Source organism: Streptomyces sp. NPDC002054 (assembly GCF_040296685.1).
Classification (GTDB): Bacteria; Actinomycetota; Actinomycetes; order Streptomycetales; family Streptomycetaceae; genus Streptomyces.
Window position 1 is genome coordinate 187168 of sequence record NZ_JBEOXT010000001.1, and the last position, 19107, is coordinate 206274.

At 72.8% G+C, this 19107-nt stretch carries 14 protein-coding genes; 7 read left to right on the top strand and 7 right to left on the bottom strand.

Translation table 11 applies throughout. The annotated features are described in order from the left end of the window. Positions 1–208 precede the first annotated feature (208 nt). Entirely contained in the window at positions 209–637 is a 429-nt protein-coding gene (locus tag ABT123_RS00880; protein ID WP_351307708.1) for a hypothetical protein, read from the top strand. 10 nt (positions 638–647) lie between these two features. Here the strand turns inward: ABT123_RS00880 and ABT123_RS00885 are convergent, their stop codons facing one another. Further along, complete coding sequence (locus tag ABT123_RS00885; protein WP_351307710.1) at positions 648–1352, bottom strand: YoaK family protein; 705 nt, start codon at positions 1350–1352, stop codon at positions 648–650. A gap of 121 nt (positions 1353–1473) precedes the next feature. Beyond that, positions 1474–3372 carry a serine hydrolase domain-containing protein gene (locus ABT123_RS00890; protein ID WP_351307713.1) on the bottom strand — a complete coding sequence of 633 codons (1899 nt, stop codon included), beginning with the start codon at positions 3370–3372 and terminating at the stop codon, positions 1474–1476. Between the two features lie 148 nt (positions 3373–3520). Here ABT123_RS00890 and ABT123_RS00895 point away from each other — a divergent pair, with 148 nt between their 5' ends. The 3 genes from ABT123_RS00895 to ABT123_RS00905 all read left to right on the top strand — a co-directional run bounded on the left by ABT123_RS00895 (position 3521) and on the right by ABT123_RS00905 (position 7417). After that, positions 3521–4627, top strand: coding sequence for a nitronate monooxygenase (locus ABT123_RS00895; RefSeq protein ID WP_351307715.1), 1107 nt, complete (start codon positions 3521–3523; stop codon positions 4625–4627). Between the two features lie 14 nt (positions 4628–4641). Further along, positions 4642–6195: an acyl-CoA synthetase gene (locus ABT123_RS00900; protein WP_351307718.1), complete on the top strand. Its 1554-nt coding sequence runs from the start codon at positions 4642–4644 to the stop codon at positions 6193–6195. Between the two features lie 115 nt (positions 6196–6310). Then, positions 6311–7417, top strand: a complete 1107-nt coding sequence (locus ABT123_RS00905; protein ID WP_351307721.1) for a calcium:cation antiporter — start codon at positions 6311–6313, stop codon at positions 7415–7417. A 34-nt stretch (positions 7418–7451) separates the two neighbouring features. Here ABT123_RS00905 and ABT123_RS00910 read toward each other — a convergent pair whose 3' ends face one another. Beyond that, the gene (locus ABT123_RS00910; RefSeq protein WP_351307724.1) at positions 7452–9911 is read right to left on the bottom strand and encodes a penicillin acylase family protein; all 2460 of its coding nucleotides are present in this window, start codon (positions 9909–9911) and stop codon (positions 7452–7454) included. A gap of 124 nt (positions 9912–10035) precedes the next feature. Between ABT123_RS00910 and ABT123_RS00915 the strand changes: the two genes are divergently transcribed. Further along, positions 10036–11529, top strand: a complete 1494-nt coding sequence (locus tag ABT123_RS00915; protein ID WP_351307727.1) for a fatty acyl-CoA synthetase — start codon at positions 10036–10038, stop codon at positions 11527–11529. Positions 11530–11698: 169 nt separating this feature from the next. Here the strand turns inward: ABT123_RS00915 and ABT123_RS00920 are convergent, their stop codons facing one another. The 3 genes from ABT123_RS00920 to paaK form a co-directional block, all read right to left on the bottom strand. Next, positions 11699–12595 (bottom strand): squalene/phytoene synthase family protein, encoded by an 897-nt coding sequence (locus ABT123_RS00920; protein ID WP_351307730.1) that lies wholly within the window; start codon positions 12593–12595, stop codon positions 11699–11701. A gap of 44 nt (positions 12596–12639) precedes the next feature. Further along, on the bottom strand, positions 12640–13464 hold the full coding sequence (locus ABT123_RS00925; protein ID WP_351307733.1) for a YhjD/YihY/BrkB family envelope integrity protein: 825 nt from the start codon (positions 13462–13464) through the stop codon (positions 12640–12642). Between the two features lie 131 nt (positions 13465–13595). Next, positions 13596–14912: a phenylacetate--CoA ligase PaaK gene (gene paaK / locus ABT123_RS00930; protein WP_351307736.1), complete on the bottom strand. Its 1317-nt coding sequence runs from the start codon at positions 14910–14912 to the stop codon at positions 13596–13598. Between the two features lie 111 nt (positions 14913–15023). Here paaK and ABT123_RS00935 point away from each other — a divergent pair, with 111 nt between their 5' ends. Together ABT123_RS00935 and ABT123_RS00940 are read left to right on the top strand one after the other, a co-directional pair. After that, positions 15024–15872, top strand: coding sequence for an alpha/beta fold hydrolase (locus ABT123_RS00935; RefSeq protein WP_351307739.1), 849 nt, complete (start codon positions 15024–15026; stop codon positions 15870–15872). Positions 15873–15970: 98 nt separating this feature from the next. After that, positions 15971–17377: an MFS transporter gene (locus tag ABT123_RS00940; RefSeq protein WP_351307742.1), complete on the top strand. Its 1407-nt coding sequence runs from the start codon at positions 15971–15973 to the stop codon at positions 17375–17377. A gap of 104 nt (positions 17378–17481) precedes the next feature. Here the strand turns inward: ABT123_RS00940 and ABT123_RS00945 are convergent, their stop codons facing one another. Next, positions 17482–19104: an acyl-CoA synthetase gene (locus ABT123_RS00945; protein ID WP_351307745.1), complete on the bottom strand. Its 1623-nt coding sequence runs from the start codon at positions 19102–19104 to the stop codon at positions 17482–17484. Positions 19105–19107 lie beyond the last annotated feature (3 nt).

The window sequence follows — 19107 nt, forward strand, 5'->3', positions numbered from 1 at the left end:
GGTCTTTCCGGCGGCGTCCAGAAGCCGCGTGTGCTGGACACCGGAGGCTGGGCGCCAGGCTCTCCGGTGACTTCACCTTCACGCTCAAGCGCTGATTCGCGTCAACTCCCCCTTCCGCGACCTGAACCGACTGGTTCGCGGAAGGGGGATGTCCGACCCACCCGATAGCGTGTGCGCGATGGCCCAACTACCGTTGTGGAGAAGGAACATGCGCATATCCGCTGCCCTGCCCGCCGCCCTTGTCCTGACCGCCGCGATGCTCGCGGGAGGGGCGACCCCGGCCGCCGCCGAGACCACCCTCAGCACGGTCGAGCTGGAGGCCGGTGCCAACCACCACCACAACACCGCGACGGTGACCTACGAGCGCATCGACGGCGCGGTGAACTCCGTCAAGATCACCTACGTGCTGATCACCTCCGGCGAGCGTGACTGTGCCTGGGTTCAGTGGAACGATCCGAAGGCCGTCGGGGACGGCTGGAGCGCCCTCACCCCCGAGCCCTCGTGTCACGGCATCGGCATGGGTGAGCCGCGCGAGCGCATCATCAAGGCCCCGGCGGGCCACCCGCTCAAGGTGCGCCTGGCCGCCGACCACCCCGACAGCGCCGACGTGGTCCACAAGGACATCGAGAAGCTCTAGCCGCAGCAGGCTAGCTGCCGATCTGGCGGGGGAACGGCAGGTAGGCGAGGCCGGTCAGGAGGGCGAGGCCGGCCGCGGTCAGCAGCAGGATGTGCACCGGCACACCGTGGTGGAGGCAGGCGGCGCCGATGAGACCGCCCACGAACATGGCGACCACGGATCCGGCGCGCCGGGCGGTGGCCCCGCGGGTGTGGCCGAAGGCGGGGTCGTGCCCGAGCAGCGATCCGCCGACGAAGGCGGTGATGGCACGGGTCACCACGGTGGTCGGCATGTCCGGCACGCTCACCCGCATGGCGGTGACATTGCGCAGGCCCATCGCCGCCGACAGCACCGCGACCGTGGCCAGATGGCGGCCGGACGGGGCGCTGCGGACGGGTTCCAGTCCCCAGGAAATCACGGCGGCCACCGCCACCATGCCCGCCTCCATGAGCAGGGCGAACACGAACCAGCGGAACCGCTGCTCCTGCAGCCGCCACTCCACGCGGGCGCCGGCCACCGCGCCCACGAGGAACGCGGCGAGGGAAGTGGCCGGGGCGACCACCGACAGGCCGGCCGCGCCGACCGTGCCGAAGGCGAGGAAGAGCGTGTTGCCGGTCTGCACGGCGGTGAAGACCGGCCCCAGCGCGAGCAGGCTGGCCGCCTCGAGCATGCCGGTGGCCAGGGTGAGCACGGCCATCAGCACGGCCAGTGCGCCCACCGGTTTGCCCGCCTGCACATCGCCTCCCGCGGTCGGGGACGGGGTTCCCGCTGCTTCCCGCTGTTTCCCGCTGCGGTCAGTGTCCGGCCTGGGCGCGGACCGGGCCCGGCCCGGCGCGCCCGGCCGGCGGGGATGCCGTTCAGTCGGCCGAACGGTGCCAGCCGGCGGCCTCGATGCGGGCCGCGTCGGCGGGCCGGTCCTCGGCGAAGAGGAGCCCGGCCGGTTCGGCGACGCGCAGCACGTCCACGTACACCCCGCGGCCCACGTAGCGGCCGGTGGCGGTGTGGCGGAACCGCAGGTGTACGGGGCGGCCGGCCCAGCCGGCGAGGGGGGCCTCCAGCCGGTGCCACAGCCGGCCGGACCAGCCGCCGATCCGGCCCTCCGGCCATTGCTCGGGGCTGCCGCCGGTGCTCCGTACGGTGCTGAAGGGGAGCGGCAGCCAGGGCCCGCCGGGGGCGGCGGCGGCTTCGAGGTGCAGGGCGCCCTCGTCCGGGACGGTGTCCCACCAGACGGCGCAGCGCAGCCGGGCCCGGTCGGTGGCCGGGGTGAGCGGGGGCAGGGTCAGGGTGCCGGATGCGGCCGGGGTCATTCCGGAGAACCAGGCGGAGCCGCCGTGCCGGGTGCGGACCGGGACGGCGCGGGCGAAGGCGTTGCCGACGGCGACCCGGGGCGCACTGCCGGCCCGCCAGGTGCGGACCGGGTGGACGGAATTGCCCAGCAGGATCAGGAAGGAGTCGGTGGAGGGGTCGAGGACCAGGGAGGTGCCGGTGAAGCCGGTGTGGCCGGCCGAGTGCGGGGTGGCCATGGCGCCCATGTACCAGTGCTGGTAGAGCTCGAAGCCGAGGCCGTGGTCCTCGCCGGGGAACGCGGTGTTGAAGTCGGTGAAGAGCAGTTCGACGGAGGCGGCGCGCAGGATGCGCTTGCCGGCGTAGACGCCGCCGTCGAGCAGGGCGCGGGCCAGGACGGCGAGGTCCCAGGCGGTGCCGAAGACGCCGGCGTGGCCGGCGACGCCGCCGAGGGCGTAAGCGTTCTCGTCGTGGACGCTGCCCCAGACCAGGCCGCGGTCCAGGCCGGACCAGGGCGGGCGCTGGATCTCGGTGGCGGCGGTGATCCGGCGCCAGGAGAGCGGTGGGTTGTACCGCGTGCGGTGCATCCCGAGCGGAGCAGTGATCTCGTTGTGGAGCAGCACATCCAGCGTGCGACCGGTGATCCGTTCGAGGAGCAGCTGGAGCGCGATCAGGTTCAGGTCCGAGTAGCGGTACACGGTCCCCGGGGTGTCCTGCGGGCGCACCGACCACAGCAGCCGCAGCTGCCCCTCTCGGGTGGGTTCTTGGTAGAACGGCGCCCACGAGCGCAGCCCTGAGGTGTGGGTGAGGAGCTGACGGACCGTGATCAGCTCCTTGCCGCCCCCGGTGAACTCCGGAAGGTACCGGAGCACCGCGGCCTCCAGCTCCAGGCGCCCCCGCTCCATCTGCTGCACCGCCAGGACCGAGGTGAACAGCTTGGTCAGCGAGGCCAGGTCGAAGACCGTGTCCTCGGCCATGGCGATCCGCTCGGCCGCCGGGAACTCCCGGGCCAGATCGGTCCGCCCGTCGTAGTCGGCGTACCGGACGGCGTCGCCCATCGCCCGGTGCAGGGCCACCGTCCGCCCCCGGCCCGCAAGGACCACCGCGCCCGCGTAGTACGGGTGCACCGGTGAGGGGCCGAGGAAGCGCCGAGCCGCGTCCACGGCCGCCTCCAGGTGCCGTTCCAGCAGCCCGGCCTGGCGGGCGGAGCCGTACCGCAGCCGCAGGCCCTGGAGGGCTCGCCGCTCGGCCGAACAGCCCATCGCCCCGGCACTGCCGGGCAGGACCGAGCCGAGCAGCAACACCCCGCCCAACGCCGCCAGCCGGGCGCCCAGCCGCCGCCGGCTCAGCCCGGCCGCCGTGGCCCCGGTCGCCCCCGCAGCCCGGGTCGCCGCCGCCACCCCCGTCGCCCCGGTGGCCGGCGTCGCCCCCGCCGCCTCCGTCGTCCCTGTCGCCCCCGTGTTCTCGCCCATGCCCGGGCCCTCCTGTCCTCCGTCGCGCACGCTAACGGTTATCTGCCCGCCCGCCCCGCACTCCCCGCCCGGGCCGCCCCGTAAAGAATCTGACACTGCATCAGAAAATCTCTTCCCTCGGCCGCCGCGCTGCGGCATCCTGCCGCCCATGGAGACGGAGCTGAGCAAGAAACTGGGAGTCGAGCACGCCATCTTCGGCTTCACGCCCTTCCCTGCGGTCGCCGCGGCCATCACCCGCGCCGGCGGCTTCGGTGTCCTCGGCGCGGTCCGCTACACCGCCCCCGACGACCTCAAGCGCGACCTCGACTGGATGCAGGCCCACACCGACGGCAAGCCCTACGGCCTGGACGTGGTCATGCCCGCCAAGAAGGCAGTGGACGGGGTCACCGAGGCCGACATCGAGGCCATGATCCCCGCCGAGCACCGCGCCTTCGTCCGGGACACCCTCGCCAAGCACGGCGTCCCCGAGCTCGCCGAGGGTGAGGCCTCCGGCTGGCGCATCACCGGATGGATGGAACAGGTCGCCCGCAACCAGCTCGATGTCGCCTTCGACTACCCCATCAAACTCCTGGCGAACGCGCTCGGTTCCCCGCCCGCCGATGTCATCCGGCGCGCCCACGACCACGGCGTCCTGGTCGCCGCCCTCGCCGGGAGCGCCAAGCACGCCCGCCGGCACGCCGAGGCCGGTATCGACATCGTCGTCGCCCAGGGCTACGAGGCCGGCGGCCACACCGGCGAGATCGCCACCATGGTCCTGGTCCCCGAGATCGCCGAGGCCGTCGCCCCGCTGCCGGTGCTCGCCGCCGGCGGCATCGGCAGCGGCGAACAGATCGCCGCCGGACTGGCCCTCGGCGCCCAGGGCGCCTGGCTCGGGTCGCTCTGGCTCACCACCACCGAGGCCGACCTCCACTCCCGCGCCCTCACAAGGAAACTGCTCGCTGCCGGCTCCGGTGACACCGTCCGCTCCCGGGCCCTCACCGGCAAACCCGCCCGCCAGCTGCGCACCGAGTGGACCGACGCCTGGGACGACCCCAGCGGCCCGGGCGCCCTCCCCATGCCGTTGCAGGGCCTGCTGGTCGCCGAGGCCGTCTCGCGGATCCAGAAGTACGAGATCCAGCCCCTGCTCGGCACCCCGGTCGGCCAGATCGTCGGCCGGATGACCACCGAACGCAGCGTCCAGGCCGTCTTCGACGACCTCACCCGCGGTTTCGAGCAGGCCGTCGACCGCATCAACCGCATCGCCGGACGAGCCTGAGGAGCGTGCCCGCCATGACCGACACACCGCCCAACGGTTTCTGGGCCCAGGCCGCGGCCGACCCCGGCCGTACGGTCCTGGTCACCCCGGCCGGCGAGGAATGGACCGCCGGCCGGCTGCACGCCGACGTCAACCGCCTGGTCCACGGCCTGCGCGCGGCCGGGCTGGAACGCGGCGACGCCTTCGCCGTCGTCCTGCCCAACGGCGTCGAGTTCTTCACCGCCTATCTGGCCGCCGCCCAGGCCGGTTTCTACCTGGTCCCGGTCAACCACCACCTGGTCGGACCGGAGATCGCCTGGATCGTCTCCGACTCCGGTGCCAAGGTGCTCATCGCCCACGAGCGGTTCGCCGCCGCGGCGGTCGCCGCGGCCGACGAGGCGGGACTGCCCGCGAGCCACCGGTACGCCGTCGGGTCCCTGGCCGGTTTCCGCCCGTACGCCGAACTCCTCGACGGGCAGCCGGAGGCGGCCCCCGCCGACCGCACCCTCGGCTGGGTGATGAACTACACCTCCGGTACCACCGGCCGGCCGCGCGGCATCCGCCGCCCGCTGCCCGGCAAACTCCCGGAGGAGACCTACCTCGGCGGCTTCCTCGGCATCTTCGGCGTCCGCCCCTTCGACGACAACGTCCACCTCGTCTGCTCGCCGCTCTACCACACGGCGGTGCTCCAGTTCGCGGGCGCCTCACTGCACATCGGCCACCCCCTGGTGCTGATGGACAAGTGGACGCCGGAGGAGATGCTCCGCCTGATCGACACCCACAAGGCCACCCACACTCACATGGTGCCCACCCAGTTCCACCGCCTCCTGGCGCTCCCGCAGACGACGAAGGACGCGTACGACGTGTCCTCGATGCGGCACGCCATCCACGGCGCCGCGCCCTGTCCCGACCACGTCAAGCGGGCCATGATCGACTGGTGGGGCACCTGCGTCGAGGAGTACTACGCGGCCAGTGAGGGCGGGGGTGCCTTCGCCACCGCCGAGGACTGGCTGAAGAAGCCCGGCACGGTCGGCAAGGCCTGGCCGATCAGCGAGCTCGCGGTCTACGACGACGAGGGCAACCGGCTTCCGGCGGGGGAACTCGGCACCGTCTACATGAAGATGAGCACCGGCGGCTTCAGCTACCACAAGGACGAGGGCAAGACGAGGAAGAACCGCATCGGGGAGTTCTTCACCGTCGGTGATCTCGGGATCCTCGACGAGGACGGCTACCTCTTCCTCCGGGACCGGAAGATCGACATGATCATCTCGGGCGGGGTCAACATCTACCCGGCGGAGATCGAGTCCGAGCTGCTCGGCCACCCCGCCGTCGCCGACGCCGCCGCCTTCGGCATCCCGCACGCCGACTGGGGCGAGGAGGTCAAGGCGGTCATCGAGCCGGCCGAGGGCTTCGTGGCCGGGGAGGCCCTCGCCGCGGAGATCCTGGCCCACTGTGAGCGGCGCCTGGCCGGCTACAAGCGCCCGAAGTCGGTCGACTTCATCGAGACCATGCCGCGCGACCCGAACGGCAAGCTCTACAAGCGCCGCCTGCGCGACCCGTACTGGGAGGGCCACGGCCGCGCGATGTGAGGCGCGGGCCCGGCGTCGGCCCGGGGCCGCGGGCCGACGCGATCAGGGAACCTCGGCACGCTGAAATTTTGATGGCATTTTGATACGGAACCATCATTATGACAGCGTAGTGGGCATGATTGCGGCAAAGCGGACATCCCCCCTGACCGACTGGACCGTTCTGGTCCCCGTGGTGGCGCTGGTTGCGCTGGTGCTCAGTTGGGGACGGGAACTGCCCGGCTTCGCCGTGGCACTGGTGGCCCTCTGCCTCGCCGGAGCGGTGCTGGCCGCCGTCCACCACGCCGAGGTCGTCGCCCACCGGGTCGGCGAACCCTTCGGCTCGCTGGTCCTCGCCGTGGCCGTCACCATCATCGAAGTGGCCCTCATCGTCACCCTGATGGCCGGTGGCGAGGGCGACAAGACCTCCTCCCTCGCCCGGGACACGGTCTTCGCCGCCGTGATGATCACCTGCAACGGGATCGTCGGACTCTCGCTGCTGGTCGGTGCCCTGCGCAACCGGGTGGCCGTCTTCAATGCCGAGGGCTCCGGCGCCGCCCTGGCAACCGTGGCGACCCTGGCCACCCTCAGCCTGGTGCTGCCGACCTTCACCACCACCAAGCCCGGCCCGGAGTTCTCGACGGCCCAGCTCACCTTCGCCGCCGTCGCCTCCCTCGCCCTCTACGGGCTGTTCGTCGCCGTTCAGACCATCCGCCACCGGGACTACTTCCTGCCCGTGGACACCGGGTCGGCGGCGCAGAGCGGGGACAGCCACGCCGCGCCGCCGACCACCCGCGCCGCCCTGCTCAGCCTCGGCCTACTGCTGGTCGCCCTGATCGCGGTCGTCGGCGACGCCAAGGCCGTGTCGCCCACCATCGAGACGGCCGTCGCGAAGGCCGGCCTCCCGAACGCCGTGGTCGGTGTGATCATCGCCCTGCTGGTGCTGATGCCCGAGACCCTGGCCGCCGTCCGGGCCGCCCGCCGGGACCGGGTCCAGACCAGCATCAACCTCGCCTACGGCTCCGCCATTGCCAGCATCGGCCTGACCATCCCGGCGATCGCCCTGGCCTCCATCTGGCTGTCCGGTCCGCTGCTCCTCGGGCTGGGCCCGATCCACATGGTGCTGCTCGCCCTCACCGTGGTGGTCGGCGCCCTCACCGTGGTCCCCGGCCGGGCCACCCTGCTCCAGGGCGGGGTCCACCTGGTGATCCTGGCCGCCTACCTGTTCCTCGCCGTCAGCCCCTGACAGCGAAGAACAGGCAGGCAGCCCGGCCCGCGCCTCAGCGGCGCTCGCGCGGCCAGACCACCCGCAGGGCCGGCGAGGCCAGGATGTCCCGCTCGCAGAACCGCGCCTTCACCCAGCGCTCCTGCGAGAAGAGCCGGGTCTGGTCGGCGTGGTACGGCGAGGCCGGGTTCGAGGACTGGCCGTACGTCAGCAGGGTGCGGGCCACCGGGCAGCGGCTGCCGTCCCAGCCGACCGCCTGCATGTGGCTGGAGCCGTGCGCCACCTCCGCATAGCCCCCGGCGGACGGCAGCCACGCCGCCTCGACCTTGTTCCACACACCCAGCGCCTCGGTGCCGCCCCCGACCGGGATCCGCTGCCCGCCCCGCACCACGAACTGGTGTGCGCCCAGCGGGGCGTCCAGGGCGATGCCGGCCGCCTTCAGCTCCACGACCGCGTCGGCCAGGGCCCGCCCGATGCCGGGTGCGGCCTGGTTCAGCGTACGGGGCGTCCGTACCGGATCGACTGCCGAGAACGGCACCAGCCACAGGTCCTTGGCGGGGGTGCCCGCCGTCAGCTTCCGCCAGAACCGGTCGAAGAGCAGGGCGCCCCGGCTGCCGGTGTCCGCCGTCCGGTCCCAGGCGGCCAGCACCGGGCAGGCCGCGGACACGTCCACCGCGCTGCCGTCGCTCGCGGCCGCGGTGCCCCCGGGCAGCGCCGCGCAGGCCCGGGCCGCATCGGCCGCCGCCAGATCACCGGCGGGCACCCGGTTGGCGTACTGCTGCCGCTCCAGGTCGGCCGGGGTCAGCCGGCCCCGGGCGGCCATCGCCGCGACGTCCTCCACGGCACCGCGGGTGCGCATGCTGCGCGGGGTGTCGATGTTCCCCCAGACCCGCTCGTAGCCCCGCACCGGCCGGTCGGCGTTGGCCAGCCAGGCACTGTCGTTGGCGTTCACCGCGTACGGCGCGTCGCGCAGCGTCGGCGCCTTCGCCGGGCCGAACACCCCCGGCTGCACCGCGTCCGGGTCCGAGCCGGGCGCGCAGTCCGCGCGCGAGCCGTCCAGCACGGCGAGACCGGAGGCCGGGTAGGTGGCCCGGCCGAGCGGGGTGGAGCAGCGGGCGGCCAGCTCGTCGGTGATCCGGGGCAGCACCTGGGACTGGGTGAACAGGGTGCCGCCGGCCGCGTCCGCGGCGATCGTGTTGACCCAGGGCAGGCCCTGGGTGCGGGCCAGGGCCTGCTGGAGGCCGGCCACCGAACGGGCCCGGCCGAAGGCGAGGGCGGTGTCGGAGCCGCGCAGGTTCTGCGCGTTGGGGTCGTTCAGCGCGTACGCCGTGCCGCCGGTCCAGGGGAGCGGCAGGCCGGGGCCGAGGGAGGTGAGGACCGGGCCGTACCGGGTCCACCACTGGGTGCGGGTGACCGGGGCGCCGTCCTTGACCGGCACGGTCACGGTCCGTCGGGTCATCCGCTCGGAGGTCCCGTCGACCAGGTAGGCGGTCGGGTCGGCCGGGTCGAGGGTCAGCTGGTGGAGGTTGACGGGGGTGCCGGTGGCCACGGTGTGGCTCCAGGCGACCTTGTCGTTGAAGCCGATGTTGACGACGGTGGTGCCGAGCAGCGAGCCGCCGGAGACGTTGAGTTCACCGGGGATGGTCTGCTGGGACTGCCAGAAGCGGCGCCCGCCCTGCCAGGGGTAGTGAGGGTTGCCGAGGAGCAGCCCGCTGCCGGTCGCGGAGGTGCCGCCGCCGAAGGCCACCGCGTTGGAGCCCATGTCCCGGCGGGAGGAGTCGAACAGCTCGGCGGCGGCCCGGGCGGCGGCTTCGTGGTCGGGGCCGGGGCCGGACAGTCCGGGGCCGGACGGGCCGGGTCCGGCCGCGGCGGGCGGCTGCGCGGAGGTGATGGCGTCGATCCCGCGGCCCTGTCCGCCCAGCACGGCTATGGCGAACCCGCGGGCGGCCACGTCCCGTTCGGTCACCGGCCGGACCCAGCCGGCGGCCTGGCAGGCCGGGTCGGTGATCCTGTTCTGGGCCAGCCAGGCGTTGTAGCCGGCCGCCCAGCCGCGCATCAGCTCCTTCAGCTGCCGGCTGGGACCCGCCGGGGCGGGCGTCGCGAGCAGCTTCTCCACCGTGCCGCTGTCGCGGACCCCGCGGAAGTACAGGTCGCTGGAGAGGTTCCGGGTGGCGGAGGAGAGGGAGCCGTCGGGAGCCCCGTCCGGGCCGAACCAGCGGGAGCGCTCACCGGAGACGGTCACGAACCCGTCGGCGAGCACGCACACCTGGTCGGCCGCCTGGGCCCAGCCGGTGCCGAAGCCCAGGTTGGCGTAGTCCTTGGCGAGGATGTGGGGTATGCCGTTCTCGGTGTAGCGGATGACGGCGGAGAGCCGGTCGCCGGCGGTGCCGGACTCCCCGGCCGCGGCCTGGGGGACCGCGGCGGTGGTGGCGAGCAGCGCGGCGCCGGTCACGGCGAGGCGGCGCAGGACGGAACGGGTGCGGGTGCGGGGGTGTCGATCGGAAGCGTGCAACATACCTCCCAAGTAGCCTGCGTTCGAGCAGGATTGACGCCCCCACACTCATGCAGGCGGGCCGATGATCTGTCAACATCCCGTTTGGTATCCGATCCGCTCCGATCGGTGAGACGAGGTTCGCGTGATGAAGCAGCAGGTGCGCCACCACACCGTCGACGGGCTGGTCCGGGACAGCGCGGAGCGGTTCCCGGAGCGGACGGCGGTCCGGTACCGGGACCGGCACTGGACCTACGCGGCGCTCGACGCGGCCGTCTCCGCCGCGGCGGCCCTGCTCCGCGACGGGCGCGACGGGTACGGCCTGGCGGCCGGGGACCGGGTCGCCACCTTCGCCCACAACTCCGACGCCTACCTGATCGCCTACCTGGCCTGCGCCCGGGCCGGGCTGGTGCACGTCCCGGTCAACCAGAACCTGCTGGGGGACGACCTCGCGTACATCCTGCAGAACTCGGGGAGTTCACTGGTCCTCGCCGACCCGGATCTGAGCGCGAAGGTCCCCGCCGGGTACCGGGTCCGGCCGCTGGACGCGCTCCGGCAGGCGCCCCCGGCGCCGTACGAGCCGTCAGCCGATCCCTCGGTCCTCCTCCAGCTGCTCTACACCTCCGGCACCACCGCCCTCCCCAAGGGCGCGATGATGACGCACGAGGCCCTCTGCCACGAGTACGAGAGCGCGATCGAGGCGCTGGACCTGGCCGAGGAGGACCGGCCGGTGCACTCGCTGCCGCTCTACCACTCGGCGCAGATGCACGTGTTCCTGCTGCCGTACCTCGCGGTGGGCGCCGAGAACACCATCCTGGACGCACCGGTCGCCGAGCAGATCTTCGACCTGGTGGAGGCGGGCCGGGCGGACAGCCTGTTCGCCCCGCCCACGGTGTGGATCGGGCTGGCCAACCACCCCGAGTTCGCCGCCCGTGAGCTGGGCGGGCTCCGCAAGGCCTACTACGGTGCCTCGATCATGCCGGTGCCGGTGCTGGAACGGCTCCGGGACCGGCTGCCCGGGCTGGGTTTCCACAACTGCTTCGGCCAGTCCGAGATCGGACCGCTCGCCACCGTCCTCGGCCCGGCCGAGCACGAGGGCCGGATGGAGTCCTGCGGGCGCCCGGTCCGGCATGTGGAGGCGAAGGTGGTGGACGAGGACGGCCGGGACGTGCCGGACGGCACCCCGGGGGAGGTGGTCTACCGGTCGAAGCAGCTGTGCCAGGGCTACTGGAACGATGCGGCGGCCACCGAGGCGGCCTTCCGGGACGGCTGGTTCCGCTCCGGTGACCTCGCCGTCCGGGACACGGAGGGCTATTTCACCGTGGTCGACCGGGTGAAGGACGTCATCAACTCGGGCGGTGTGCTGATCGCCTCCCGGCAGGTGGAGGACGCCCTCTACACCCACGCGGGGGTCGCGGAGGCGGCGGTCATCGGGCTCCCGGACGAGCGGTGGATCGAGGCGGTCACGGCCGTGGTGGTGCCGCGCGGCGAGGTGACGGAACCGGAACTGCTGGCGCACGCCCGGGAACACCTCGCCCACTTCAAGGCCCCCAAGCGGATCCTGTTCGTGGACTCCCTCCCGCGGAACGCCAGCGGCAAGATCCTCAAACGGGAGCTCCGGACCCGGTTCGGCGGGGAGTAGGGAGCGGCTCCCGCAGCCTGTGTCCCGGCCGAGCTCCTGGCGAGTGAGCCGAAGGGGCGCGCCGAGCGAACAGGGGCGAGCGCCCGGAGGAACGGTGAGGAACGAGCCGTTTCGAGGACGCACGACCCTGTGAGCTCGGCAGCAAGCGCCCCGGAGGCGAACCGAGCCTTCAAAGATGGGGGGTGCGGGCGAGGATGCGGAGCGGGGCGAGGGTGCCGTAGCCGGTGTTCGTGCGCAGGGCGGCCGGTCCGGCCCGTTCGACCAGGGTCAGCTGGTGGGACATCAGCTCCAGCATGGTGCGGCCCACCCGCCGCAGCCCGGGATCGGCATGCCCGACCACATCGGCGGCTGCGGCGAGCGCGGTGCGGGCCCACGAGCACTCGGCGGCGAGCAGGGCCCGGACGCCCGGGGTGTCCCGCGCCTGCTCCAGGTCGGTACGGGTCACCCCGTGCGCGGCCAGCCGGTCCTGCGGCAGGCACAGCCGGCCCGCCGCGAGATCGCCGGCCAGGTCGGCGAGGAAGTCCACGCGCTGCGCGGCGTCCACGAAGCGCCGCCAGGCCGCGCCCTGGGCCTCGTCCGGCCCGCCGGGGTACTGGAGTCCGGTGAAGACCACGATGCCCGGCCAGGCGTAGGCGTCGAGGTACTCCTGGAAGTCCTGCTCGCCGGCGAACCCGGTGAACCCGGCCTCGGCCGTGGCCGCTCCCGCCAGGAAGGTCTTCACCCAGGAGCCGGGCAGACCACGGACCGAGACCGCGTGGGCGTAGGCGCGCAGCACCGGGTCCTCGCTGTGCCCGGTGGCCAGGGCGGACTCCACCCGTCCGGTGAGGGCGGCGAGCCCCTCGGACCGCTGTTGCGGGGAGCCGGTCTCGGCGATGTCGTCGACCAGGTTCATAAAGGCCAGCCCGGCGGTCAGGTACGGGACCAGGGGCGGTGCGGCCAGCAGACGCAGCGCGAGGTACGGGGCCTTCTCACGGCGCAGTACCCGCCGCGCGGCGGCCGTGTAGTCCGCCCGGTGGGCGGGGTCGGTGATCTCGGCCGCGGCAAGGGTGCGGCGCCAGCTGGGCACGGGGTGGGCTCCTCGGGATGATCGGCGGCCCCACCGTACCGGCCCTATTCGAACGGCAGTACCTCGGCCTCCCGGAGCCGACGCAGGGTGAGGTACTCGTGCAGCAAACGGCCCATCAGCGCCCCGCCGTAGACCACGAACCCGACGCCGACCAGCCAGGACTGCACCACCAGCAGCGTGCCGAACGGGCCGTAGGTGACGGCGTTCGAGGCGATCAGCGGGGAGAACACCAGCTGAGAGAAGATCCGCAGGCCGAGCAGGCCGATGCTGGTCGCGACGGCCCCGGGCAGCAGGGCCCGCCACCGGACCCGGCCGCCGAGCAGCATCCGCTGGGAGCCCCAGAAGAACAGGCAGGTCCCGAGGAGGTCGCCGACCGCGCCGGAGAGCGAGCCGAGGGTGCTGCGGGAGGGCGCGGGGATGATGACCAGCAGGGCGAGGTAGCAGACCAGCAGGGCCAGCCAGATGACATGCCGCCACATGGTGTGCCAGCGGGCGGTGGGCAGGTCCCAGACCTTCTCGTACCCGGTCTGGACGGCCGAGCCGAAGGTCAGCCCGAACACGGCGAGGAGGGCCAGACCGAAGGCGGTGGTCCGCTCCAGCGCAAGGTCGGCCGCACCGAAGAGCATCTCGACCCGGGCCCGCGAGGAGGCGGTGACCCCCAGGGCCTGGCCGAGCCAGCGGCCGAAGTTCTGCCCGCTGCCGGGTGCCGCCGCGGCCACCACGACCAGCAGGGGCACCAGGGTCAGGAAGCCGAGGGCCGCAAAGCCCATGGCCCGGTGCATCAGCTCGATCTCACGGCCGCGGCTCCAGGCCAGCCCGGCGGGGGAGGCCCGGAGCCGGTCGTGCAGCCGCCGGAGGATCGAGGTCACACCGGTGCCCTACCCGGCACCCGCCCGCCCGCCCCGGCGCCCCGCCCGAAGTGCGCCCGAAGGGGTGGCCCGCCCGGACCAAGGGGTGGTGCGGCCCGCGGTCCGGTCAGGGCCGGTCAGCGCCGGGCGGGTCAGGGGTTTCTGAGGTCGACGACCCGCTTGATCTTGCCGACCGAGCGTTCCAGGGTCTCCGGGTCGACGATCTCGACCGCGACCGAGACGCCCACCCCCTCCTTGACCGCCCGGACCACGGCAGCCGCAGCCGCCTCCCGCTCGGCCGGGCCGGCGGCCTCCCGGCGGGCCTCTGCCCGGACGGTCAGGGCGTCCATACGGCCCTCCCGGGTCAGCCGGAGCTGGAAGTGCGGGGCGATTCCGGGGGTGCGGAGCAGGATCTCCTCGATGTTCGACGGGTAGAGGTTGACCCCGCGCAGGATGATCATGTCGTCGCTGCGCCCGGTCACCTTCTCCATTCGGCGGAAGGCCGGCCGGGCCGTGCCCGGCAGCAGCCGGGTCAGGTCCCGGGTGCGGTAGCGGACCACCGGCATCGCCTCCTTGGTGAGGGAGGTGAACACCAGCTCGCCGGGCTCGCCGTCCGGCAGCACCTCGCCGGTGACCGGGTCCACCACCTCCGGCAGGAAGTGGTCCTCGAAGATGTGCAGCCCGTCCTTGGTCTCCACGTACTCCTGCGCCACCCCGGGGCCCATCACCTCCGAGAGGCCGTAGATGTCCACCGCGTCGATGCCGAGCCGGTCCTCGATCTCCCGGCGCATCTCCTCCGTCCAGGGCTCCGCGCCGAAGATCCCGGTGCGCAGCGAGGTCGTCCGCGGGTCTATGCCCTGCCGCTCCATCTCGTCGAGCAGGGTGAGCATGTAGGAGGGGGTGACCATGATGATCTCGGGCCGGAAGTCCTGGATCAGCCGGACCTGGCGGTCCGTCATGCCCCCGGAGGCCGGCACCACCGTACAGCCGAGCCGCTCGGCGCCGTAGTGGGCGCCGAGGCCGCCGGTGAACAGGCCGTATCCGTAGGCGATGTGCACCATGTCCCCGGGCCGGCCGCCGGCCGCACGGATGGCGCGGGCGACCACATCGGCCCAGAGGTCCAGGTCCCGCTCGGTGTAGCCGACCACGGTGGGCCGGCCGGTGGTCCCGCTGGAGGCGTGGATCCGCCGGACCTCCGAGCGGGGGACCGCGAACATCCCGAAGGGGTAGTTCTCCCGCAGGTCCGCCTTGGTGGTGAAGGGGAAACGGGACAGGTCGGCGAGGGAGCGGCAATCGTCCGGATGCAGGCCGGCCCGGTCGAAGGACTGCCGGTAGAAGGGCACCCGGTCGTAGACCCGCTGCAGGGTCGCGCGCAGCCGTTCCAGCTGGAGCGCCTCCAGCTCGCCGCGGGTCAGCCGCTCGCCGACGTCTCCGCCGTCGTGGTGGTGGTGTTGCTCACTCCTGCCCATGGCCCCTCCCGGATTCCCGACCGACCGATCATTCGGTAGATTGCCTGAGCTCGCCCGGGAAAATCAATAACTCGTTCGAGTGGTTCGTCGTTCGTCGGCATGATGTGCCGCATGCCGATCTTCACGACGTACGACGGAACGAAACTCTCCTACCGGACCACGGGGGAGGGGGAGCCCCTGGTGTGCGTGCCGGGCGGGCCCATGCGGGCCGCCGAATACCTGGGCGACCTGGGCGGCCTCGGAGCCGGCCGACAGCTGATCCTGCCGGACCTGCGCGGCACGGGGGACTCGGCGGTCGCCGCCGACCCCGCCACCTACCGGGTGGACCGCCAGGTCGCGGACCTCGAAGCCCTCCGCAGCCACCTGGGCCTGGACCGGATGGACCTCCTCGCGCACTCGGCGGGCGCCCTGCTCGCCCAGCTGTACGCCGCGGCGCATCCGCAGCGGCTGCGACGGCTGGTGCTGGTCACCCCGAACGCCACGGCGGTCGGCCTGCCGGCCACCCCCGAGGACCGGCTCGCGGCGGTCCGGCTCCGCGCCGGGACGGAGCTGTACGACACGGCAGCGTCCGCCTACGTACGGTTCCTGGCCGGAGAGACCGAGGACGACGAGGTCTGGGAGCTGATCCAGCCGGTGTTCTACGGCCGCTGGGACGAAGCGGCACGGGCGCACGCCGAGGCCGGCGACCGGCAGCAGAACGAGCAGGCGGCAGAGGCCTACGCCGACCCCGGCGCCTTCGATCCGGCCGCCACCCGCGCCGCGCTCCGCGCGCTGACGGCGCAGGTGCTGGTCCTGTCCGGCGAGTACGACGGCAACCCCCGGCCGGAGCTCGCCGACCGCCTCGCCGCGCTGTTCCCGAACGGCACCCGGGACACCCAGCCGGGGGCCGGGCACTTCCCCTGGCTGGACGACCCGCAGTGGTTCGCCGCCCGGGTGGAACGCTTCCTCTCCGCCGCCTGAGCCCCCTCCCGGGAAGAGCCCCGCTGCTCCCCGCCCGGCGGGGGCGCGGGGCCTGGCGTACCGTCGGAAGCGGGACCCCGGCGAAGGGAGGCCCGGAGATGTTCTCGGGCCGGGACCGGGCGGTCATCGCAGCCGCCTCCATCTCCATGCTGCTCGTCCAGATGGACTGGTTCGCCCTCAACCTGATGCTGCCCGTGATCGCCCGGGACTTCGGCACCCCGACCACCGATCTGCAGTGGCTGGTCAGCGGCTACATGCTGACCCTCGGCGCATTCATGATCATTGGTGGTCGGGCGGCGGATGTGCACGGCAGGCGCACCGTCGCCATCTGCGGGCTGACCGGCTTCGCGGTGGTGTCCGTGCTGTGCAGCGCGGCGCAGAACGTGCCCTGGCTGGTCGCCGGCCGGGTGGTCCAGGGCGTCACGGCCGCCCTCGTCTTCCCGGTCGCCGTGGCCGTGGTCACCGCCTACTTTCGCGACGACCGGCAGGGCCGGGCGGTCGGTACCGTACTGGCCTTCAGCGCGATCGGCACGGCCCTCGGCCCCTTCGTCGGCGGGGCGTTCGCCGAACACGTCAGCTGGCGTGCGGTCTTCCTGCTGAACGTGCCCTTCTGCGCCGCCGCGATCGTCCTCCTGCTGCGCTTCGTCGCCGACACCCGCGACGAGCAGGCCGGCCGCGGCCTGGACCTGCCCGGGGCGGTCACCATTGCCGCCGGCCTGACCGCGATCATGCTGGCGGTGGACCAGGGCGGTCGCTGGGGGTGGGCCTCGCCGGCCACCCTGGCCTGCTGGGCGTCGGGCGTCCTGCTGCTGGCGGCCTTCCTGGCAATCGAGCGGCGGACCGCCGAGCCGCTGCTGGACCTCGCCCTGCTGCGCAACGGCCCGTTCGTGACGGTCACCCTGGCCGGCTCGGTGTCCAACATCGTCTACTGCCTGGTCGCCGTACTGTCCGCGTTCTACCTCCAGCAGGCCCGCGGGCTCTCCCCGCTGGACTCGGGGCTGGTCTTCCTGGCCCTGTCCTGCGGAGCGGGCGCCGCCAGTTACTGGTCCGGGCACCTCGCCCGGCGGTGGCGGGCGGAGCTCCTGATGGCGGCCGGGATGGTGCTGAGCGGGCTCAGCCTGCTCGCCCTCACCTGGACCACGCCGATCGCCCTGTACACGGCCGTCTTCGTCGTCGTGGGGCTCGGCCTCGGCCTGGGCTGGGCGCTGACCCAGGTTGCCACCCAGTCGTACGTGCCGGCCGGCCGACTGGCCGCGGCCTCTGGGCTGGTGCTGACCTCGCTGGTGCTGTTCGGTGCGATGGCGGTGGCTGTGGCTACGACCGTGCTGGAAGCGCTGAGTGGCTCGGCGGAGGCGGCTGCTGCTGATGGGCCTGCGATCGAGGCGGTGCTGCGGGTGGCGGCGGGGTTGGCGTTGGCTGGGGCGGCGGCCTTGCTGCCATTGGTTCGGGCTCATGGCGTGAAGGCCGCTGCCCTGGGCGGCGAGGCCCGGGCCCCGGCACCGTGACGGGGCAAGCGGGGGCTTCGAGTTCAGCGGGGTCAGGGTGCGGAGCGGGGTGTCCCGGTGTGCCCACCCGTCCCGCCCTGCGGGACGATTGCCCACACCGTGGGTCAGGGCGTGTTCGCCTCCGTGGCTACTGCTTTTGCCCAGCGGTAGTCTGCCTTGCCGCTTGGGGAGCGTTGGATTGACGGGGTGACCACCAGTTGGCGGGGGATCTTGTACCCGGCCAGCCGGGTTCGGCAGTGGAGCTGGATCTCGTCCAGTGTCGGCTCCGGCGCGCCCGGTCGCATCTGCACCACTGCGGCCACATGGCTGCCCCACTTCGCGTCCGGGACGCCCGCGACCAGCGCGTCGTACACGTCCGGATGCGACTTCAGGGCCTGCTCGACCTCCTCCGGATACACCTTCTCGCCGCCCGTGTTGATGCACTGCGAACCGCGCCCGAGCACCGTGACGATGCCGTCCTCGTCCACCGTGGCCATGTCACCGAGCAGCACCCAGCGCTCCTCGCCCCGCTGGAAGAAGGTCTCGGAGGTTTTCACCGGGTCGTTGTAGTAGCCCAGCGGTACGTATCCGCGTTGGGCCAGGCGTCCCGGTTCGCCGACCGCGACCGGCTCGTGCGTCGCCGGGTCGACCACCGCGGTGCGCTCGTTCACCTCCAGACGGAAGCCCTTCTCCGGCCCCGAGTCGTCCGTCGCCTTGCCGTTGGAGCCCGACTCCGAGGAGCCGAAGTTGTTCAGGAGCAGGGCGTTCGGCACGAGTTCCCGCAGCTCGGCGCGGACCGTCTCCGACATGATCGCCCCGGACGAGGAGATGCTGAACAGGGACGAGAGGTCCGTGCCCCGCAGCGGGCCGCGCAGCGCGTCGATCAGGGGCCGCAGCATCGCGTCGCCGACCAGGGAGATGCTCGACACCTTCTCCTTCTCGATGGTGCGCAGCACCTCCTCGGGCGCGTACTTGCGGTGGATGACGATCCGCTGCCCGTAGTTGAAGGCCACGAACGAGGTGAGCGTCGATGTGCCGTGCATCAGCGGAGGAGCGGGGAAGAACGTCAGCCCCGCGCCGCCCGCGGCCACCCGCTCCGCAAGCTCCTCCGGCCGCTTCACCGGCTCGCCGGACGGTGCCCCGCCGAACAGCCCCGCGAAGAACAGGTCCTCCTGGCGCCACATCACGCCCTTGGGCATGCCGGTGGTGCCGCCCGTATAGATGATGAACAGGTCGTCGGCCGAGCGCGGCCCGAAGCCCCGCCCGGCGGATCCGGCCGCCTCGGCCTGCCCGAACGGTACGGCAGTCAGGGCCGGCGCCCCGTCCGGGACCGTCCCCACCCGGATCAGGTGCCGCAGCTTCCGGGTCTGCGGCAGTGCCGCCGCCACCCGTTCGGTGAACTCCGCGTCGAAGACCAGCGCGGCGAGATCGGCGTCGTTGTAGAGGTAGACCAGCTCCTCCTCCACGTACCGGTAGTTCACGTTGACCGGGACCAGCCGGGCCTTGAGGCAGGCGAGCACCGTCTGGAGGTACTCGACCCCGTTGTAGAGGTGCAGGCCGAGGTGCTCGCCGGCGGTGAGACCGCTGTCCAGCAGGTGGTGGGCGAGTCGGTTCGCGGCCTCGTCCAGCTCCCGGTAGGTCAGCCGGCGTTCGGCACCGGTCCCGGGGTGGTCCACGTACACCAGAGCCTCGCGGTCCGGCACCACGTCGACCACCGACTCGAACAGGTCGGCAAGGTTGTACTCCACCGT